Below are 16116 nucleotides of genomic sequence, written 5' to 3'. Positions count from 1 at the left end.
GTGGTCGGCATGAGACAACGCACTGGAGATCACACCGCTGTACGGCAGGCGGTGGAGAGTGACATTCCGGAGCTCGTTCGGCTGCGGGCGATGCTCTTCGAGAACCTCGGCGGCGAGTTCTTCAGCCCCGCGTCGGGCGACGACGACTGGCTGGACGCCCTGGCCGTGGTGCTGAAGGAGCAGCTGACCGCGGACGCCGTACACATCCTGGTCGTGGACAGTGAGAGCGGCCTCGCCGCCTGTGGCATCGGCACGATCGAGCAACGGCTGCCCGGCCCCCATCTGCGCAATGGCCGGATCGGGCAGGTGATCGGTGTGATCACCGATCCGGAGTACCGGCGGCTCGGTCACAGCCGCTCCGTCATGCGGGGCCTGCTCGGCTGGTTCCGGGAGAGCGATGTCGCCCGGGTCGACCTCTACGCCTCCTCCGAAGGGGAACCGCTCTACCGCGAGCTCGGCTTCACCGACCACCCCGACCCGTCGCTGTACTGGCGCCCGTGACCGATGGGCCGCCGTCCCTCGCCCTGCGGGGCTCGTCGGTAGGGTCACGTCCATGAGTGTCGAAGTGGAGGTCGTCCGCGAGGCGACCGACGAAGTGGTCGAAGCAGTCTCCATGCTCCTGCCCCAGCTCTCGGGGTCGGCCTGCGCGCCCGACCGGGAGTCGGTGACCCGGTTGTTGCGCAGCGACGCCAACACACTGCTCCTGGCCAGGGTCGATGGCCGAGCGGTCGGCATGCTGACTCTGATCGTGTTTCCGTTGCCGTCCGGACTGCGGGGCCGCATCGAGGATGTCGTGGTCGACGAGACGGCCCGGGGACACGGCGTGGGAGCGGTGTTGACGGAGGAGGCACTGCGCCTGGCCGAGGCGGCCGGGGTCCGGACCGTCGACCTCACCTCGCGTCCTTCCCGGCAGGCGGCGAATCGACTGTACGAGCGGCTGGGATTCCGGGCCCGCGAATCCACGGGCCACCGGTTCGTGGTACGGCCGTAGGAGGAGGCCACTACCGGCACCGAGGGCGCGTGGGTGCGACCATGTGGGCATGCTCCTCGACGAGTTGGATTCGGTGGACTGGCGCTCGATCCCGACACCGGGATTGCGCATGACGCGGGCGGACCGGGGTCGTTCCGAGTGGCGTGACCTTCCGAGCCCGCGCGACGGGCTCTTCGCCCTGGCCGCTGCCGGAAGTCTGCCGCAGGTCGCGGCCGCCACATCTTCCCTGGCCAACAGCGCTGTGCTGTGGGGCCATATGGGAGCCGTGTTTCCGGCAGCCGTGGTGGCGGCGCCGTTCCTGCTCGACATTGCCGAGCGACACGACTTCGCCCCGGCACGTGGGGCGGCGCTGACCCTGCTCGGCGACATGATGGAATCGCTGCCGATCGCGGGCTTCGACCGCACCACCGCTGTCGACGGTCGTCCCACCCCACTGTGCTGTGCCGTCGCCGTACTCGTTCGACAGCGGCGTGAACCTGTCTCGGAGTTGGGCAGGCCCGGACTGTCCCTGATCGGGAACAGCGACGAGCACTGGCGCTTCGAGGTCCGCGAAGCAGTCGCGGCCGGGAACGACACGCTCGCTCTCGGCGTACTCGGCGGCCGGATCCCCACGCCCCCGCCAGGTGGAGAGATCCATCGTTCGGGTGGAACGGCACGGTTGGCGTCGGTCGCTCTCGAATACCCCGTGGACCACGAGACCGGCGAAGCATGTCTGCGGCTGGCGGGAACGTCCCCCTCGGGTCCCTGTGCGGCGGGTGCCGTCATCCACCCGGCTCGGTGCGGCGAGGTGCACTGAGCCGGCCCGAGGGCAGCCGTCCGCCGTACAGCCGGCTGTCCTTGGGCGTCGCGGACCGATGCCACCGTCGGCGGGGCCGTCGCGTGGGCTCGGTGCCCCGGGTCATATACCGGCCAGCAGCGCCTCCAGCGCGGCCGCCGTCTCCGGATGGCGGCCGGTCAGTGCCACACCTGCCGGGCCGGAATCCGCCGCCTCCCACTTCCCTTCGCAACCCAGCAGACTCGCCGCCGCATCGCACGTCGCAGGATGTGCGGCAAGCAGCGCGCAACCGTGGCCGCCTTCCACCCGGCGTGCCGAACCCACCGTCTCCGAGTCCGGCTGTGCCCGCCACGGTGGCACCCATGAGTCCAGCGCCGCGAGCCGGCCGGGAAAGGTCCGCCCGGCCTCTCGGATCAGCAGCGGGGCCAGCTCCGAACCGCTCGATCGCAGAGTGGTGATCAGGGTCGGCAGCCACGGCAGGAGCACCGGATCCGGCAGCCGTCCGAACGCGTTCGACACCGTCTCCACCACGAAGTCGGTGAGGCCCGGGACGGGATCCAGCGCTTGTACGAATCCGCTGAGGTAGCGCGGATAGGCGGGCACCACCAAGGGGTTGCCCAGCAGTTCGTCGCACCTCGCGCGGAGGTCCGCACGGGAGAGGTGCCCGAGCTGCACCTGGGCCGCCCACAGCAGAGCCGTCTTCGCCGGCTCCTGAGGATGCGACTGGCCCACCGCCAGTTCCAGTTGGGTCCGGTCGCATCCCAGCGACAGCGCGAGGCTCTCCATGCTGAACAGGAAGCCCAGCATGGCCGCCACTTGGCGGACGGTGGCGTCCTCGTCGGTGAACGCCTTCGGCAGCAGGGTGCAGTAGTGGGCGTACCCGGCCTTGACGAAGGACTCGATCCATGGCGGCAGCACCGGCTCACCGGTGCGGTAGTACGCCAGCAGCCTCCGCACACGGCGCAACACCTCCGGCGCGCCGTCGACGCTGCGCTCGGCCGACAGCACCTCCAGGGCGTGGGTGCCCAGTTCGTCGGCGAGACGGCGGCTGCGCAGGTACAGCGTCGCGTCCTCGACGGTCTCCAGGACGGTCGCCGCGGTGGCGCGCCGGTCGTACGCCGTACGGCGCAGGCGCTGCTCCAGCACCTGCTCGATGCTCACGCCCTCGTAACCGAGCTCGATGAGCGCCCGCTGGTGGGTGCCGAGCGCGAGGTCCCACGACTCCTGGATCGGCCGCTCCCCCAGCTTCCGCTCGCCCATGATCGGGCGTGCGGCGCCTTGCGGCATCAGCTGGCGCAGCATCCACAACACGTCGGAGCAGCGCTGCAGTTCCGGTTGGGAGGCGATGTCCAGCAGTGCTCGCTTGACGCCGCTCTGCTGGAGCTTCAGACCGAGCGGCGCGAGGCGGTCGTGCACATCGCGGGCCAGGGGCGGCAGCGCGTCGTAGCCGACCTGGCCGACCCGGTCGCCGCCCATCATGATCTCCACGAGGCGCCGCACATCGCGCCACCCGGGCACGGTGTCCTTCTCGATGCAGGTGACGGCGGCGTCCTGGAAGTCGTACGGCGTGGGCCTGGCCCGGTCGCGCATTCCGGCCAGCAGGATCGACGTCTCGAACACCGCGATGGCGTCGGCGGTGGAGGCGAGGTAGCCGTTGCGGCGCGCGGCGCGCACGATCTCCACCGACCAGCCGAGCAGTTCGGCCTCGTCCAGCCGGTCCAGGGCGGGTGGTTGCTGCAGGAAGCCGGTCAGCTTGTCCGAGGGCGGGAGATCCGGCACGGGATCCACCGCGGCCACGGCCTTCCTGGCCCTCGATTTCTTCGCGCCCGTCTGTCCCACCAGACGGTACGGCTTCACCCGTGTGCGTCTGACGTTCTTCGCCCACACGGTCGCGGCGATCGAGACCGAACCCGCGGCGAGGCCGAATTGCGCCTCGATCGCCGCGTGGCTGGACGGAATCAGACCGTGCTGCCAGGTGGTGGCGGAGGGCGGGCTGATCTCGAAGGTGTCGGTGCCGTGGACGCCGAACTCGGCGACGCGGCTGGCCGCGTGGAACGCGCCGCAGATGTAGAGGCAGTCCGCGGGGTCGGCTCCGGTGGCGGCCAGGTGTTCGCGCATCCTGGTCCACATGTAGCGTTCGCGGTCCTCGTCCACGCGGACCCGCTGGGGGTCGCCGGGCGCCAGTCGCCGGAAGAGGCTTCCGATCAGGAGCATGACCTGGCGGTAGGTGTCGTGGTCACTGTCGCCGAGCGGCAGCTCGACGTACTGGTGCCACCATTCCGACCAGTGCCGCACCTTGCCGTGGCGCAGCAGGTGCTCCTCCAGTTCGGCGAAGCGCGGTCTCAGGTCGCCGATCTCCACGCCGACGGCATCGCCGTGCAGCGCGGCCTCCTCCTCGACGGGCGAGGCGTCCGGGTCGGCCGGCTCGGCCGTCGCCGTTCCTCGCGTGTCCCACTGGAAGACGTGGTCCGAGGAGCGGTCGACAAGGACCAGTTCGACGCCCGGTGTGTCCAGTGCGTAGGCGATCGCCTGGTATTCGGCGGAGGCTTCGGTGATCGGTGCGACCACCGACAGCGGGGACCACTCGGCCGGGAAGCCGTCGACGTCGGTCGCGAACGACTGGACCGCCACCGGGAGCTTGCAGTTGCGCAGTTCGGTCAGCAGCGGTGCCATGTCCTCGCACAGCTCCAGGTACACGACCTTGGGCTGTTTCTCCCGCAGCCGGCGGGCCATGGCGATCGCCGATGCGGGCGAGTGATGGCAGACCGGGAAGATTTCGAGCGGCTCGCGGACCGCGTGGTCCACGTCGTCGACGATGCCGAGGAGGATGCCCTCCAGGGCGTCGGGCCCGTCGGCGAATGTCGCGGCGGCCTCCTGGAGCTGGGCACGCAGTCCCTCGAAGGTTCCCTCGTGGGCGCCGCCGCTCATGACAGGGTGGCGATCGCGTCGCGGCCGCCCTCCAGGAACTCCGGCCAGGACCCGCCCTCTTCCTTGCTGCGCGGCTCGACGACGCCGTGCAGGTACTTGTTGAGGATGGCCAGGTCCTCGGGCTCGCGCCGGGCCAGCGACCCGACGAGCGAAGAGGCCAGTGTGCGGGCGGTCAGGGCGCGCTCGCCGAAGAAGTTGCTGTGCAGCACCGCGTCCTCGAGCACACCGATCTGTTCCGCGGTGGACAGCGCGGACTCCAGCTTCTCGTCGTCGCTGCCGGCTGCGGCGGCCGAGGCCCGCAGGTCGGCGAAGCTCTGCAGCAGTACGTCGAGGAGTGTCGGCGGCACTTCCAGTTCGATCTGGTGACGGCGCAGCAGTTCCTCGGTGCGGAAGCGGACGATCTCCACCTCGCTCTTCTTGTTCGTCACTACCGGGATCCGGACGAAGTTGAAGCGGCGCTTGAGCGCCGAGGACAGGTCGTTGACGCCGCGGTCGCGGCTGTTCGCGGTGGCGATGATCGAGAAGCCGGGCTTGGCGAAGACGATGCTGTCGCTGTCCAGCTCGGGAACCGAGATGTACTTCTCGGACAGGATCGAGATCAGCGCGTCCTGCACGTCGCTGGTGGAACGGGTGAGTTCCTCGAAGCGGCCGACGGCACCGGACTCCATCGCGGTCATGATCGGCGAGGGAATCATCGATTCCCTCGACTGGCCCTTGGCGATGACCATCGACACGTTCCACGAGTACTTGATGTGGTCCTCGGTGGTGCCGGCCGTGCCCTGCACGACCAGCGTGGAGTTCCGGCAGATCGCGGCGGACAGCAGCTCGGCCAGCCAGCTCTTGCCCGTGCCGGGGTCACCTATGAGCAGCAGACCGCGGTCCGAGGCGAGCGTGACGATGGAGCGCTCGACGAAGCTGCGGTCGCCGTACCACTTCTGCGAGATCTCCCGGTCCAGGCCGTCGGAGCGCTCGGAGCCCAGGATGAACAGACGGACCATCTTCGGGGACAGCCGCCAGGAGAAGGGCTTGGGGTTGTCGTCGATGGACTCGAGCCACTCCAGTTCCTCGGCGTACTTGATCTCGGCGGGGGCGCGCAACAGGTCGGACATGACAGGGCCTTTCAGAGCGTATGAGCGTGGAACGTCTAAGCGAGGAAGGTCTTGAGCTCGTGGACGAGCTTGCGGATGTGACCGGAGAGCACCGGCGTACCGAGGTCCTTGAAGCGTTCGCGGAACCACGGATTGACACTGCCGCGGCCGGAGCTGGTGACGGAGCCGACCGGGATGAACTTGGCTCCCGAGCGGTGGATGGCGGCCATGCTCTCGAACAGCGGCTCGGTCTGCCATTCGTAGAAGTCTGAGATCCACACCACGACGGTGTTGCGGGGCTCGGCGATCTTCGGCTGGGCCAGTGCCATGGCCACCGTGCCGTCGGTGCCTCCTCCGAGGTTGGTGCGCAACAGGGTCTCGAAGGGGTCGTGCACCCACGGTGTGAGGTCGAGGGCCTGCGTGTCGTAGGCGATGAGGTGGACATCCACCTTCGGCAGCCCGGCGAAGATCGACGCCAGGATGGTGCAGTTCACCATCGAGTCGACCATCGAGCCCGACTGGTCCACGACGACGATCAGCCGCTGGGGTGTCGTCTTGCGGGCCGTGTGCCGGTAGTAGAGGCGGTCGACATACAGCCGCTCCTCCTCCGGGCTCCAGTTGGTGAGGTTCTTCCAGATCGTGCGGTCGAGGTCGAGGTTCCGGAAGACCCGCTTGGGCGGGACGGAGCGGTCCAGGGCGCCCACCGTGGCCTTCTCCACCTGCGTGCGCAGTACTTCGGCGACCTCGTCGACGAAGCGGCGGATGAGGTCCTTGGCGTTGGCGAGGGCCACGCCCGAGAGGTTGTTCTTGTCGCGCAGCAGCTGCTCGATCAGTGACATGCTCGGGGTCAGCTGCGCGGCGAGTGCGGGGTCGGCCAGCACTTCGCGCAGGCGCATCCGCTTGACGAGCTCGGCCTCGATGCTGCCGAGTTCCGGGCCGATCGCCGGAATCAGCCGGCTCAGGTCGGGGTTCGTGCGGGCACCGCCGGTCCCCGTCGGGCTGGCACCCGGCCCTGCGGCCCTTCCCCCGGCACGGCCGCCGCGCAGCTCGCCGGGCTTGCAGCCCAGCGCGCGTTCCAGCCAGCCCGCGTCGGACTGCCAGCGTGCCAGCTGTCCGGCGGTGACCGTGCCCGGACCGGAGGCGAAGACATTGAGCAGCACCTTCGACACCAGCGCCGCCCGTCGTACCTCGGCGGCCCGGTCGCGTGTTCCGTCCCCGTCGGGATCCGGGGCGGCTGTCATCAGACCGTCGAACTCGGCTGCCAGCTCCGGGTGGCGCTGAACGACCGAGTCGACGGAGGCCTGTGGGTCCAGCAGCGCGGAGGGCAGGCCGATGTCCTCGACGACGGCGAGGCTCGCGGATTCCAGCGTGCCCTGTTCCTCCTGGTCGAAGAGGCGGGCGAGGAGCCGCCAGTACAGGACCTGACGGCGGTTCTCGTCGGGATCCGGCTCCGGGGCCCGGGGAGTCTCCCGGTTCAGCGTGAGCTCCGGGCTCTGCGGCATCACCTGGCTCTGCTGGATCTCCGGGTTCTGCGGGATCTCCTGGATGTCCGGGTTCTGTGGGCCGGTGTTCCCGCCGGTTCGTTCCGTCGTGTGCTCCGTCATTTACGCAGCAGCCTTCCCGCACGCTCCCGGAGCACGGCCACGGCGTCGGTGGCGGCCTTCTCTGCCTTCGCACCGGCCTTGTCGGTCGTGCCCCCGGCCCATCCTCCGGCGTGGATCGCGACGGCCTTCTTCCGTACGGTCGTCTCGACGGCCAGGGGCTGGAGGAGATACGTCCCGGCGTCCCAGCGGAGCAGTCCGATGCACGCGCCGGATGCCGCGACGGCCTCGGGAGTGAGGGGTCCGGCGGTCGGTATGCGGTCGGTGTCGACGACGAGCGGGCCTCCGGCGAGGGTGAACGTCAGTGCGTCGTCCTCCTTGTGGGAGGTGTAGCCCTCCAGGAACACAGGGACGGCGATGCGTGCCGGATGCCGGTCCAGCGGTGCGGTCGCCGCGGCGGCGGCGGTGGGCAGGGCGACGCGGGCCGTGACGAAGGCGTCGGCAGGCTCGCCCCGGCGTGCGTGCTCGTCGTCCCAGACGAGGTCGCCCTCGGCGGTGACCGGCATGTCGGTGAGGTCCATCGAGCGGCCTTCGCCGACAGCGGCCAGCAGCGACAAGTGTGGGCGGAGCAGCTGCCACAGCCCCGCTCCGACGACCGTGTCCGGCTTCGGTACCGCGGCCCCGGCCCGCACCAGGCGGGGCGTGCCGCCGTCCGCGGGTTCGAGAACGGCGTGGACCTGGGCCTGTACGGCCGTCGCGTGTTCTTGGACATCGACGCCGAGGGGCAGGAGGCGGCCGCTGACCGTACCCACCACGGGCACATCGGCCGCGCCGGGCAGGGTGAGCAGCAGCGCACGGGACCACAGGTCGGCCCAGCGGCGTACCGGGATTCTCTCCAGTGAAGCGCCGGGGCAGGACGCGGCCAGTTCGGCGGCGAAGCCGTCGAGGAGCGTCGCCAGGCGGCGCAGCGCGGGGTCGGGGAGCATCGCGGAGACGACCGACGACGCCCCCGAGACCACATCGTGGTCGATGCCCCGCCATCCGGAGCGCGCCAGGTCGGACAGCCAGGAGCGGGCGGCGACGAGCAGGTTCACCGCTTCTTGTCCGCCGGGCCGCGGGACGGTCTCCTCGTCGCGGGGCCGGCCGGTCGCCTCCTCGATCCGGACCATCAGCGCGTCGTGGGCGGAGCCGAGGAGTGCGGCGCGGGCCGCCGCGAGCGCGACGAAGTGGTCCTCGCTCGCGGCTCCGCCCGCCGCCTTCTCCGCCGCCTCGGCGACCCTGGCGGCGAGCGGTGTCCCGGCGACCGCGTCGGCGAGTCCCGTCAGCCCGGTGGTCCGGGCGGGTTGTGGACGGAGCAGACCGGCGACGAGAACCTGGTCGAAGGCGTCGACGGCCGTCAGGGCCTCGTCGAGCCCGGCGATGGTCTCCGAGAGCAGGCCGGCGCGCATCAGGCCACCGCCCTGGTCGTCGGGAACCACTGCATCTCCGGCAGCGGCGAGGTGGTCGGGGTGAGTTCCAGGTAGGCGAGGTGGCGCAGGAACCGGCTGAAGACGGGCGCGGCGGCCTTGGTGTCGCCCTGCGGCGGACGTGTGTCGCTCATGCCCGCGGTGATGCCGTGCGCGTTCGCCTCCCCGTCCGCGGTCTCGACTCCCAGATAGCGGGCGACGCGCTCGGCGCCGTACTGCAGCACCGCCTCGTTGATCAGCGCCCGTATGTGGTTGCAGAACGACCCCCGCGCGCCACCGCAGGGCCGGTTGTTGTTGGTGCTGCAGGCGAACGTGTACGTACCGGCCGCGACCGACGACACATAGACCCGTCCGATGTCCGAGCCGCTGGACACCACACCCTGCAGGCGTCCGTCGGCCAGTTCGACGAACGGGACTTTGGCCAGCTTGCGCGGTTGTGCGGGTGCTGTCACCCGTGCCGTGCTCGACCTCTCCCAGTCTGACAACGCACCACTCCTCTGTGCACCATGGCGACTTCCGCGCCACAACGGCAGGACACGATCGAACTTACCTGCGGGCACTGACAACGCCCGGCCACGGACGGACGACGGGTCCTGCCACTGGTCACACATGGATGCACGGGGCTCGGCTCTTCGGTCCCGGGCCGTACTCCTCATGCCACCGCCGGTGTCAGGGAGTGCCCGCTGCTCCTCGGGAGTGCACGACTCCTCCGTCCGAGGGCGGCTGATAGAACGGGATGGCGACGAGGTCGTACTGGGGGCACGGTGTCGTGAAGCACTGCTTCGGCGACGGCACACAGACACGTCCGGCAGGTGCCACGACGGCGGCGCACGGGCTCGCCCGGGGTGAGAGGGGGCGTTGCCCGGCGAACGCCGGGCTCGCCGGGGTGAGGGGCAGGGCGGTGAGGGCGACCGCCGTGGCGGCGCGCAGCAAGTTCTCGATCACAAGCAGCAGAGTCGGCCGGGCTCCGACACGGCGTCGCCCCATGGGAGGGTCAATCACCCGTACGGGGAGCGATGTTCACCCTCGGACCGCATGCCCGCCCCCGCCTCCGCCTCCTCGGAGGAGGAGGCGGAGGAGATGTTCGCAGGCGGCCTGTTCGCTCGGGTGCCGGGCGATGACCTCGTACATGCCGCGTTCGTACGCGCCGGTCTCCCACCCCCCGTCGGACGCCTGTCGCAGAAACAGGAAGTCCGTGGGGGTGGGGACCGGTTCGTGAACGCCCTCGATGCGGTAATAGCCGTCGGCGACGCCTGCCCGGCCCAGCGCCGCGCGCAGCTCACGACGGTCCACGGCGGACCTACGCGCCGGCGGGTGCGAGGTAGTCGTGGTCCAGCAGCCACTTGACGTTCAGCCGCTGCCCCTCGCCCGGGTCGAGGAAGACCGCGTCCAGCTTGATCTGCTGACCGCCTCCCGGCTGCTCGAACCAGGGTGCGATGCTGCCCTGCCACACCCAGAAGGGCTTGGCCACCTTGTAGACGCGGTAGTCACAGGCGACATCCCCCTCGCGGGTGTTGAGGTTCTGCGGCGGCAGCGCGCGTTCCGCGTAAGCGTCACCGGCGGGCGCCAGGTAGCCGCCGTACTCGGAGCCGAAGCGGTCCAGGCGCTGGCCCGGACGCAGCTTGGTCGGCTCCTTGTCGATCTGCCCGTTGACCTGGCCGAATCCGTCGTTGGGCGGGTACTTCCAGCCGCCGGAGTCGGCAGGGCCCTCCCAGTACTTCTTGAGGAAGGCCTGCGGGGACAGCGGCCCGGTGCGCTTGTACCCCTTGAGGAGCGGGCCCACGGGGGCCAGCCGGTTGTTCGGAAGCCACTTGGGGCCGAGTCGGGCATCGCCGCGGAACTCGCCGGTGCAGGGCTCATGACGGGCCGGGAACGCGGGCGACCGCTCCTCCGGCTTCGCCGAGGCGCTCGCGGCGGGAGCCGCGACGAGCCCGGCGGTGAGGCCGAGCACGGCAAGTACGTTGCGCATGCGGTTCATTCAGATGTCCCCTCGGATGCTGCGGATCATTCACCGGTAACTGACGAACAGTAGCCGTTCATTCACCCACAGCATCCGCACCGTGCCGCCCGGAACCGGCCAACCTGTCGTGCTCGGCAGTGACGCGCGGAGCCCGCACGACGCGCGGGGCCTGCCGTGCAGTTCGCGGAACTGCACGGCAGGCCCTGCGGTAGGGGCGGCGGGGACTATTCGGTTGCGGCCGTCTCGCTCCCGGCCTCGGCGGCTGCCCCGGCAGAGGTCTCCGGGCGTCCGATCGAGCAGACCAGAGCGTTGTCCTTGACGTCGGCCACGATGGTGTCGCCCGGTTCCGCCTCATCGCTCAGCAGCAGGGCGGCGATGCGGTTGTCGAGTTCGGTCTGGATCGTGCGGCGCAGCGGGCGGGCTCCGAACTCCGGCTGGTGGCCGTGCGCGACAAGGAGTTTCTTCGCCGCCTCGGTGACCTCCAGCTCCATGTCCTGGGCCCGCACCCGGCGTTTGCTGCCATCCAGCATGAGGTCGACGATGCGGCCGAGGTCGTCCTTGTCGAGGCCGTGGAAGATGATCGTCTCGTCGACGCGGTTGAGGAACTCCGGCGGGAAGTGTCGGCGCAGATCGCCCATGAGGTCCTCGCGGATCTCGGAGACATCGCCCTTGTGGGCGAGGATGCGCTGGGCACCGATGTTGGACGTCATGATGACGACGGTGTGACGGAAATCCACCGTCCGCCCCTGTGCGTCGGTCAGACGTCCGTCGTCGAGGACCTGCAGCAGCGTGTTGAAGACGTCGGGGTGGGCCTTCTCCACCTCGTCGAACAGGAGCACGCTGTAGGGCTGGCGGCGTACCTTCTCCGTCAGCTGGCCGGCCTCCTCGTGGCCGACGTATCCGGGAGGTGCGCCGACGAGCCGCGAGACGGTGTGCTTCTCCTGGAACTCGCTCATGTCGAAGCGGGCCATACGGTGCTCGTCGCCGAACAGCAACTCGGCCAGAGCTTTGGCGAGTTCGGTCTTTCCCACTCCGGTGGGCCCGAGGAAGAGGAAGGAGCCGACGGGCCGGTCGGGGTCACCCATTCCGGCCCGGTTGCGACGTACCGCCTGCGCGATCGCGGTGACCGCCTCGTCCTGGCCGACCACCCGGGAGTGCAGGGCGTCCTCCAGCTTGAGGAGCTTCTCCTTCTCGCTGGCGGTGAGCTGCGTGACCGGGATGCCGGTGCGGCGGGAGACGACATCGGCGATGTCGGCGGTGGTGACGTCCATGACACCCTCGCGGCGTTCCTCGATACCTGCGAGTTCGGCCTCGGTCCCGGCGATCTGCGCCTTCAGCCCGGAGGCCTTCTCGAAGTCCTCGGAAGCGACCGCCTCGTCCTTCTCCCGCCTCAGCTTGGCGAGTCTGTCCTCGCGGGAGACGACTTCGGTGGACCTGCCGAGCGAGCGCAGCCGTACCCTGGCGCCCGCCTGGTCCATGAGGTCGATGGCCTTGTCCGGCAGGAAGCGGTCGCTGATGTAACGGTCGGACAGCTCGGCGGCCGCCACCAGGGCCTCGTCGGCGAAGCGGACCTGGTGGTGGGCCTCGTAGGAGTCGCGCAGGCCCTCCAGGATCTGGATGGTCTCCTCGACCGTCGGCTCGGGCACCATGACGGGCTGGAAGCGGCGTTCGAGTGCGGCGTCCTTCTCGATGTGTTTGCGGTACTCGTCGATGGTGGTGGCTCCGACGACATGCAACTCACCACGTGCCAGAGCGGGTTTGAGCATGTTGCCCGCGTCCATCGCGCCCTCGCCGGACGCCCCGGCGCCGACCACGGTGTGCAGCTCGTCGATGAACAGGATCGTCGAGTCCGCGGCGGCACTCACCTCTTCGATGACGTTCTTGAGCCGTTCCTCGAACTGGCCCCGGTACTGGGAGCCCGCCACCAGGCCGGAGAGGTCCAGGGCGATCACCCGTTTGTCCTTGAGGGTACGGGGGACGTCGCCGGCCACGATGCGCTGGGCGATTCCCTCCACGATCGCGGTCTTGCCGACGCCGGGCTCACCGATCAGTACCGGGTTGTTCTTGGAACGCCGCGAGAGGACCTCCACGGTCTGCTCGATCTCCTCGGCCCGGCCGACGACGGGGTCGAGCTTCCCTGCCTTCGCCTCCTCGGTCAGATCGCGGCCGTACTGGTCGAGGGTGGGGGTGTCGCTCGTTCCGGCCGCCGGGGTGCCGTCGGCCCGTGCCGCGTTGTCGGCCTCACGCCGCAGCCTGCCGGTGTCCGTGCCGTACGCACCGAGCAGTTTGGCCGCACCGGAGTCCTGGGCGTCCAGCAGCGCGCCGAGGATGTGCTCCGGCCCGATGTAGGAGACCCCGGCCGCCTGGGAACGTTCGTAGGCCTGGAGCAGTACGCGTTTGGCGGCGGGCGTCAGGCTCGGCTCCGCGGACGGGGTGGCGCTCTCCCCCGGCAGGATCCCGGCGATCCGTTTGCCCAGCTCGTCGGGGTCGGCCCCGGCCTGTGCGAGCAGTGTGCGGGCCGGATCCACCTGGGTGGCGGCCCACAGCAGGTGCTCGGTGTCCAGGTCCCGGCTGCCGTCGTCGGTCGCGCGTGTGGTCGCCCGGCCGATCAGCTCGCGGGCCGATTCGGTCAGCAGCCGCCCGATGGGGACCCGCTGCACCTGTGGCGGGGAGGATGCCGGGGACATCCCGAAGAACCGGTTGAGCATTTCCGAGAACGGGTCCGGGCCGCCGAAGGAACCGAAGGAGGACATGGTCATGGTCACCGTCCAGTGAGTGCGGGTGGGGGGCGCGTGGGCCGGCCGGCCGGGGTCGCCCTGCGCCGGACGCGGACGTGGGGTGCCCGGGGGCCCACGGATCAGCGGGATCGCCTCGTGGCCCCATGGGCAGGTGGTTTCACTAGACCAACGCGCCACCCGTCACGCAACGGCGCGGGCGCTCACTCAGCGCCCACGATCAGCACGCACCACGGCTTCACTGACCTCCCGCCCCGGTGACCGACCGGCCGAAAGTACGCCGATCGGGTGACGTGCCGGCCGTCCACCGCCTGACCGTGCGCCCGGACCGCGCCAGGACCCGGGCCGTGGGCGACCACGAAAAGCGCGAGGACCTCATGGGCGGGACCGGCCACATCGCGCTGTTCGGCGATCGTCCTCGCCGTGCCCGTCCTCGATCCGGTCCGGACGCCAGGCGGCGATGGCGCGGCAGGCGAGGCGCTCGCCGCCATGGAGCCGTCGACCCGGTCCGACGTCCTGATCGGCAAGCTCCTCGACGACACGCTGCTCTCCTCGGTGCTCGCCGTCGTGGTCCCGCACACCTCGTACGCGCACTTCGCCGCCGGAGGAAGCACCCGGGTCCGCACCCGCACCCCCGCCGCTCACGTGTTGCCTCGGGCCGCCGTCGCGCCGGTCGCCTTCGCGCCGATCGGGCGGTGGACGGCCACTCCTGGACGAGCGTCGTCGCCTGTGACGTCGACACCGGGCAGGGCGACGAACACGCACGTCACGTCGGATCGGGCCGCAAGGGCGACGGTGTCGTCGCCTGGGACATCGAAGGCGACGAGACCGTCGACTTCGTCAACTACGGGGTTCCGGGGGCGACATCGTGCGTGCCGTGGTGACGCTCCCGAGGACCGCACATCGTGGGCTCGGCACCGCTGGTCGATCCCCTGCCGGCCTCAGATGCCGACGGCCGCCAGCAGCCGGGGCAGTTCTCGCATGTCGTCGAAGACGGTGGTGCGCGGTCCTTCGAGCCGCGATGCCGGGGTGAGACCGCCGCAGTATCCGAAGGCACGCATCCCGGCGGCGCGGGCCGCCTGGACTCCGTACGCGCTGTCCTCGATCACCGCGCACCGTCCGGGTTCCACACCCATGGAACCGGCCGCATGGAGAAAGAGATCGGGGGCGGGCTTGCCGGTCGCGACGTCTTCGGCGCTGAAGATGTTCCCCGAGAAGTGCTCGCTCAGGGCGGTGATCTCCAGATTGCGCCGGATGCCGTCGCGATCGCCGTTCGATGCCACGCAGACGGGTGTGACGAGCGTGTTCAGAACCTCCGCGATGCCGTCGACAGGCGTCAGCCCGGCATCGAAGGCCGTCCGGTACAGATGCGCGTACTTCTGCTGCCAGCCCTTCTCCAGCCGCCGTCCGAGCCGTTGCTCCACGGCGGCCGTGTAGACCTCGTCGGACGAGCCCACGAACTGCTCGATGATCTCTGCCTCGGTGAACGCGCACCCCAGGTCCGCCATGATCATCGCGTCCACCTCGATGCATATCCGCTCGCTGTCGACGAGGACACCGTCGCAGTCGAAGATCACCAGTTCGACAGGGCTCCGAGTCATGGGCGGCAGCCTAGTACCTTTCCCGCACGTTGCGCGGCGTACAGTTTCGGACATGCGAGGGGTGCCCCTGCCCCCGCCCTGAGCTGCGTGTTCATGGCTACGCGTTCGGCAGTCGCGGCGCAGCCGGCGTGCGTACACCGCCCTGACGGGCTTCCTGCTGACGCACTGTCACATCTGAACCCACCGGTCGTGCCGTTCACCACTGGTGCGTTCTATTTCCGGATTTCTACGTGCTTGTCAGTGTCATACGCCACGCTGGACGCATACCGCCCAACACCGGCTTGGAGGCCAGTAGTGGACGCCCAGGACCTCGCGCAGCTCGCCGACAAGGAGTTCGAGCAGATGCTCACCTCGAACATCCACCCGCCCACCCGCGACGCCAGAACGTGGGCGGCGATCACCCACCCCGACAACCTTCCGCGGGCCCGGCGGATCCTCACGCATGTCCACGAACGGACCGCGAGCGTCCTGCGGCGCCGCAAGACCGAGCGCGAGGAGTTCCGCGTCCAGTGCTTCGCCCGGGGAGAGGCGGGCAAGCGTGAATGGTTCACCACCCGGGCCGACTTCGAGTCGCTGCGCCGCCGCACGGCCAACTTCCACCAGCGGGTCCAGCGGGCCATCACCGAGCTGGGCCAGGAGCAGCGGAACGTGAACCGCGCGCAGAGCCACAACGCCGGGCAGCAGAGCCGGGAGACGCTCCGCGAGCTGGCCGTGGCCGTCCAGCGCCACCAGGCGGTCCACGCCCGCAACGGCGGCGGTGCCGAGCAGGTGGACCACGAGCTGTGGCAGCATCTCGACCGGCTGACCGTGCCCACCGGCCCCGGCCAGCATCCGACGACCCTCCGCACGATGCTCAGCATCTACTGGACCGACACCCAGCCGCTCGACGACGATCCGGGGCGCCGTACACAGACCGAGCACATCACGGCTGCACCGGCGCCCGCCGCGGCCCGTCCCGGCGTTCCGCAGGCCCGGCGCGTCGACGACCGGGAGGACCTCACGGCGTAGAAGCGTCCGGCCCGATGCCGGGG

General features: G+C 70.1%; 15 protein-coding genes. 5 read left to right on the top strand and 10 right to left on the bottom strand.

The genetic code is table 11. The features are described from left to right. The first annotated feature begins 9 nt into the window (after positions 1-9). The 3 genes from AB0D53_RS03095 to AB0D53_RS03085 are packed head-to-tail and all read left to right on the top strand — an operon-like array spanning position 10 to position 1787. Positions 10-501: a GNAT family N-acetyltransferase gene (locus AB0D53_RS03095; protein WP_362439221.1), complete on the top strand. Its 492-nt coding sequence runs from the start codon at positions 10-12 to the stop codon at positions 499-501. 52 nt (positions 502-553) lie between these two features. Then, the gene (locus AB0D53_RS03090; RefSeq protein ID WP_362439218.1) at positions 554-991 is read left to right on the top strand and encodes a GNAT family N-acetyltransferase; all 438 of its coding nucleotides are present in this window, start codon (positions 554-556) and stop codon (positions 989-991) included. Positions 992-1040: 49 nt separating this feature from the next. After that, positions 1041-1787 carry a hypothetical protein gene (locus AB0D53_RS03085; RefSeq protein ID WP_362439215.1) on the top strand — a complete coding sequence of 249 codons (747 nt, stop codon included), beginning with the start codon at positions 1041-1043 and terminating at the stop codon, positions 1785-1787. Between the two features lie 102 nt (positions 1788-1889). Here AB0D53_RS03085 and AB0D53_RS03080 read toward each other — a convergent pair whose 3' ends face one another. From AB0D53_RS03080 to AB0D53_RS03040, 9 genes are all read right to left on the bottom strand, one after another. Next, positions 1890-4694, bottom strand: coding sequence for a hypothetical protein (locus AB0D53_RS03080; protein WP_362439212.1), 2805 nt, complete (start codon positions 4692-4694; stop codon positions 1890-1892). Beyond that, positions 4691-5803, bottom strand: coding sequence for an AAA family ATPase (locus tag AB0D53_RS03075; RefSeq protein ID WP_362439209.1), 1113 nt, complete (start codon positions 5801-5803; stop codon positions 4691-4693). The genes AB0D53_RS03080 and AB0D53_RS03075 overlap by 4 nt, the downstream gene beginning before the upstream one ends. Positions 5804-5838: 35 nt before the next feature. Next, positions 5839-7284 carry a VWA domain-containing protein gene (locus AB0D53_RS03070; RefSeq protein ID WP_362439952.1) on the bottom strand — a complete coding sequence of 482 codons (1446 nt, stop codon included), beginning with the start codon at positions 7282-7284 and terminating at the stop codon, positions 5839-5841. A gap of 98 nt (positions 7285-7382) precedes the next feature. Next, positions 7383-8801 (bottom strand): hypothetical protein, encoded by a 1419-nt coding sequence (locus tag AB0D53_RS03065; protein WP_362439206.1) that lies wholly within the window; start codon positions 8799-8801, stop codon positions 7383-7385. After that, the gene (locus AB0D53_RS03060) at positions 8771-9274 is read right to left on the bottom strand and encodes a hypothetical protein (protein WP_362439203.1); all 504 of its coding nucleotides are present in this window, start codon (positions 9272-9274) and stop codon (positions 8771-8773) included. Before AB0D53_RS03060 ends, AB0D53_RS03065 begins: the two co-directional genes overlap by 31 nt. Before the next feature lie 184 nt (positions 9275-9458). Beyond that, positions 9459-9734, bottom strand: a complete 276-nt coding sequence (locus tag AB0D53_RS03055; RefSeq protein WP_362439200.1) for a hypothetical protein — start codon at positions 9732-9734, stop codon at positions 9459-9461. Between the two features lie 75 nt (positions 9735-9809). Further along, the gene (locus AB0D53_RS03050) at positions 9810-10082 is read right to left on the bottom strand and encodes a hypothetical protein (RefSeq protein ID WP_362439197.1); all 273 of its coding nucleotides are present in this window, start codon (positions 10080-10082) and stop codon (positions 9810-9812) included. A 7-nt stretch (positions 10083-10089) separates the two neighbouring features. Next, positions 10090-10767 (bottom strand): TNT domain-containing protein, encoded by a 678-nt coding sequence (locus tag AB0D53_RS03045; RefSeq protein WP_362439194.1) that lies wholly within the window; start codon positions 10765-10767, stop codon positions 10090-10092. 206 nt (positions 10768-10973) lie between these two features. Beyond that, positions 10974-13508, bottom strand: coding sequence for an ATP-dependent Clp protease ATP-binding subunit (locus AB0D53_RS03040; RefSeq protein WP_362439191.1), 2535 nt, complete (start codon positions 13506-13508; stop codon positions 10974-10976). Between the two features lie 671 nt (positions 13509-14179). Between AB0D53_RS03040 and AB0D53_RS03035 the strand changes: the two genes are divergently transcribed. Further along, positions 14180-14368 carry a hypothetical protein gene (locus AB0D53_RS03035; protein ID WP_362439188.1) on the top strand — a complete coding sequence of 63 codons (189 nt, stop codon included), beginning with the start codon at positions 14180-14182 and terminating at the stop codon, positions 14366-14368. Positions 14369-14425: 57 nt separating this feature from the next. On the opposite strand, the gene AB0D53_RS03030 is transcribed toward AB0D53_RS03035, so the two are convergent. Further along, positions 14426-15085 (bottom strand): HAD family hydrolase, encoded by a 660-nt coding sequence (locus tag AB0D53_RS03030; RefSeq protein WP_362439185.1) that lies wholly within the window; start codon positions 15083-15085, stop codon positions 14426-14428. 294 nt (positions 15086-15379) lie between these two features. Here AB0D53_RS03030 and AB0D53_RS03025 point away from each other — a divergent pair, with 294 nt between their 5' ends. Then, positions 15380-16093, top strand: coding sequence for a hypothetical protein (locus AB0D53_RS03025; protein WP_362439182.1), 714 nt, complete (start codon positions 15380-15382; stop codon positions 16091-16093). The last annotated feature ends 23 nt before the right edge of the window (positions 16094-16116 follow it).

The sequence above is a fragment of the Streptomyces sp. NPDC048295 genome, assembly GCF_040652135.1.
Classification (GTDB): domain Bacteria; phylum Actinomycetota; class Actinomycetes; order Streptomycetales; family Streptomycetaceae; genus Streptomyces.
The sequence above is the reverse complement of the archived record's forward strand: the minus strand, read 5'-3'. Positions and strand labels throughout refer to the sequence as shown.

Excerpts from the sequence above, each read along its gene's own strand:
- AB0D53_RS03095 (WP_362439221.1), top strand. The coding sequence starts at position 10 with ATGAGACAACGCACTGGAGATCACACCGCTGTACGGCAGGCGGTGGAG.
- AB0D53_RS03090 (WP_362439218.1), top strand. The coding sequence starts at position 554 with ATGAGTGTCGAAGTGGAGGTCGTCCGCGAGGCGACCGACGAAGTGGTC.
- AB0D53_RS03085 (WP_362439215.1), top strand. The coding sequence starts at position 1,041 with ATGCTCCTCGACGAGTTGGATTCGGTGGACTGGCGCTCGATCCCGACA.
- AB0D53_RS03080 (WP_362439212.1), bottom strand. The coding sequence starts at position 4,694 with ATGAGCGGCGGCGCCCACGAGGGAACCTTCGAGGGACTGCGTGCCCAG.
- AB0D53_RS03075 (WP_362439209.1), bottom strand. The coding sequence starts at position 5,803 with ATGTCCGACCTGTTGCGCGCCCCCGCCGAGATCAAGTACGCCGAGGAA.
- AB0D53_RS03070 (WP_362439952.1), bottom strand. The coding sequence starts at position 7,284 with ATGCCGCAGAGCCCGGAGCTCACGCTGAACCGGGAGACTCCCCGGGCC.
- AB0D53_RS03045 (WP_362439194.1), bottom strand. The coding sequence starts at position 10,767 with ATGAACCGCATGCGCAACGTACTTGCCGTGCTCGGCCTCACCGCCGGG.
- AB0D53_RS03040 (WP_362439191.1), bottom strand. The coding sequence starts at position 13,508 with ATGACCATGTCCTCCTTCGGTTCCTTCGGCGGCCCGGACCCGTTCTCG.
- AB0D53_RS03030 (WP_362439185.1), bottom strand. The coding sequence starts at position 15,085 with ATGACTCGGAGCCCTGTCGAACTGGTGATCTTCGACTGCGACGGTGTC.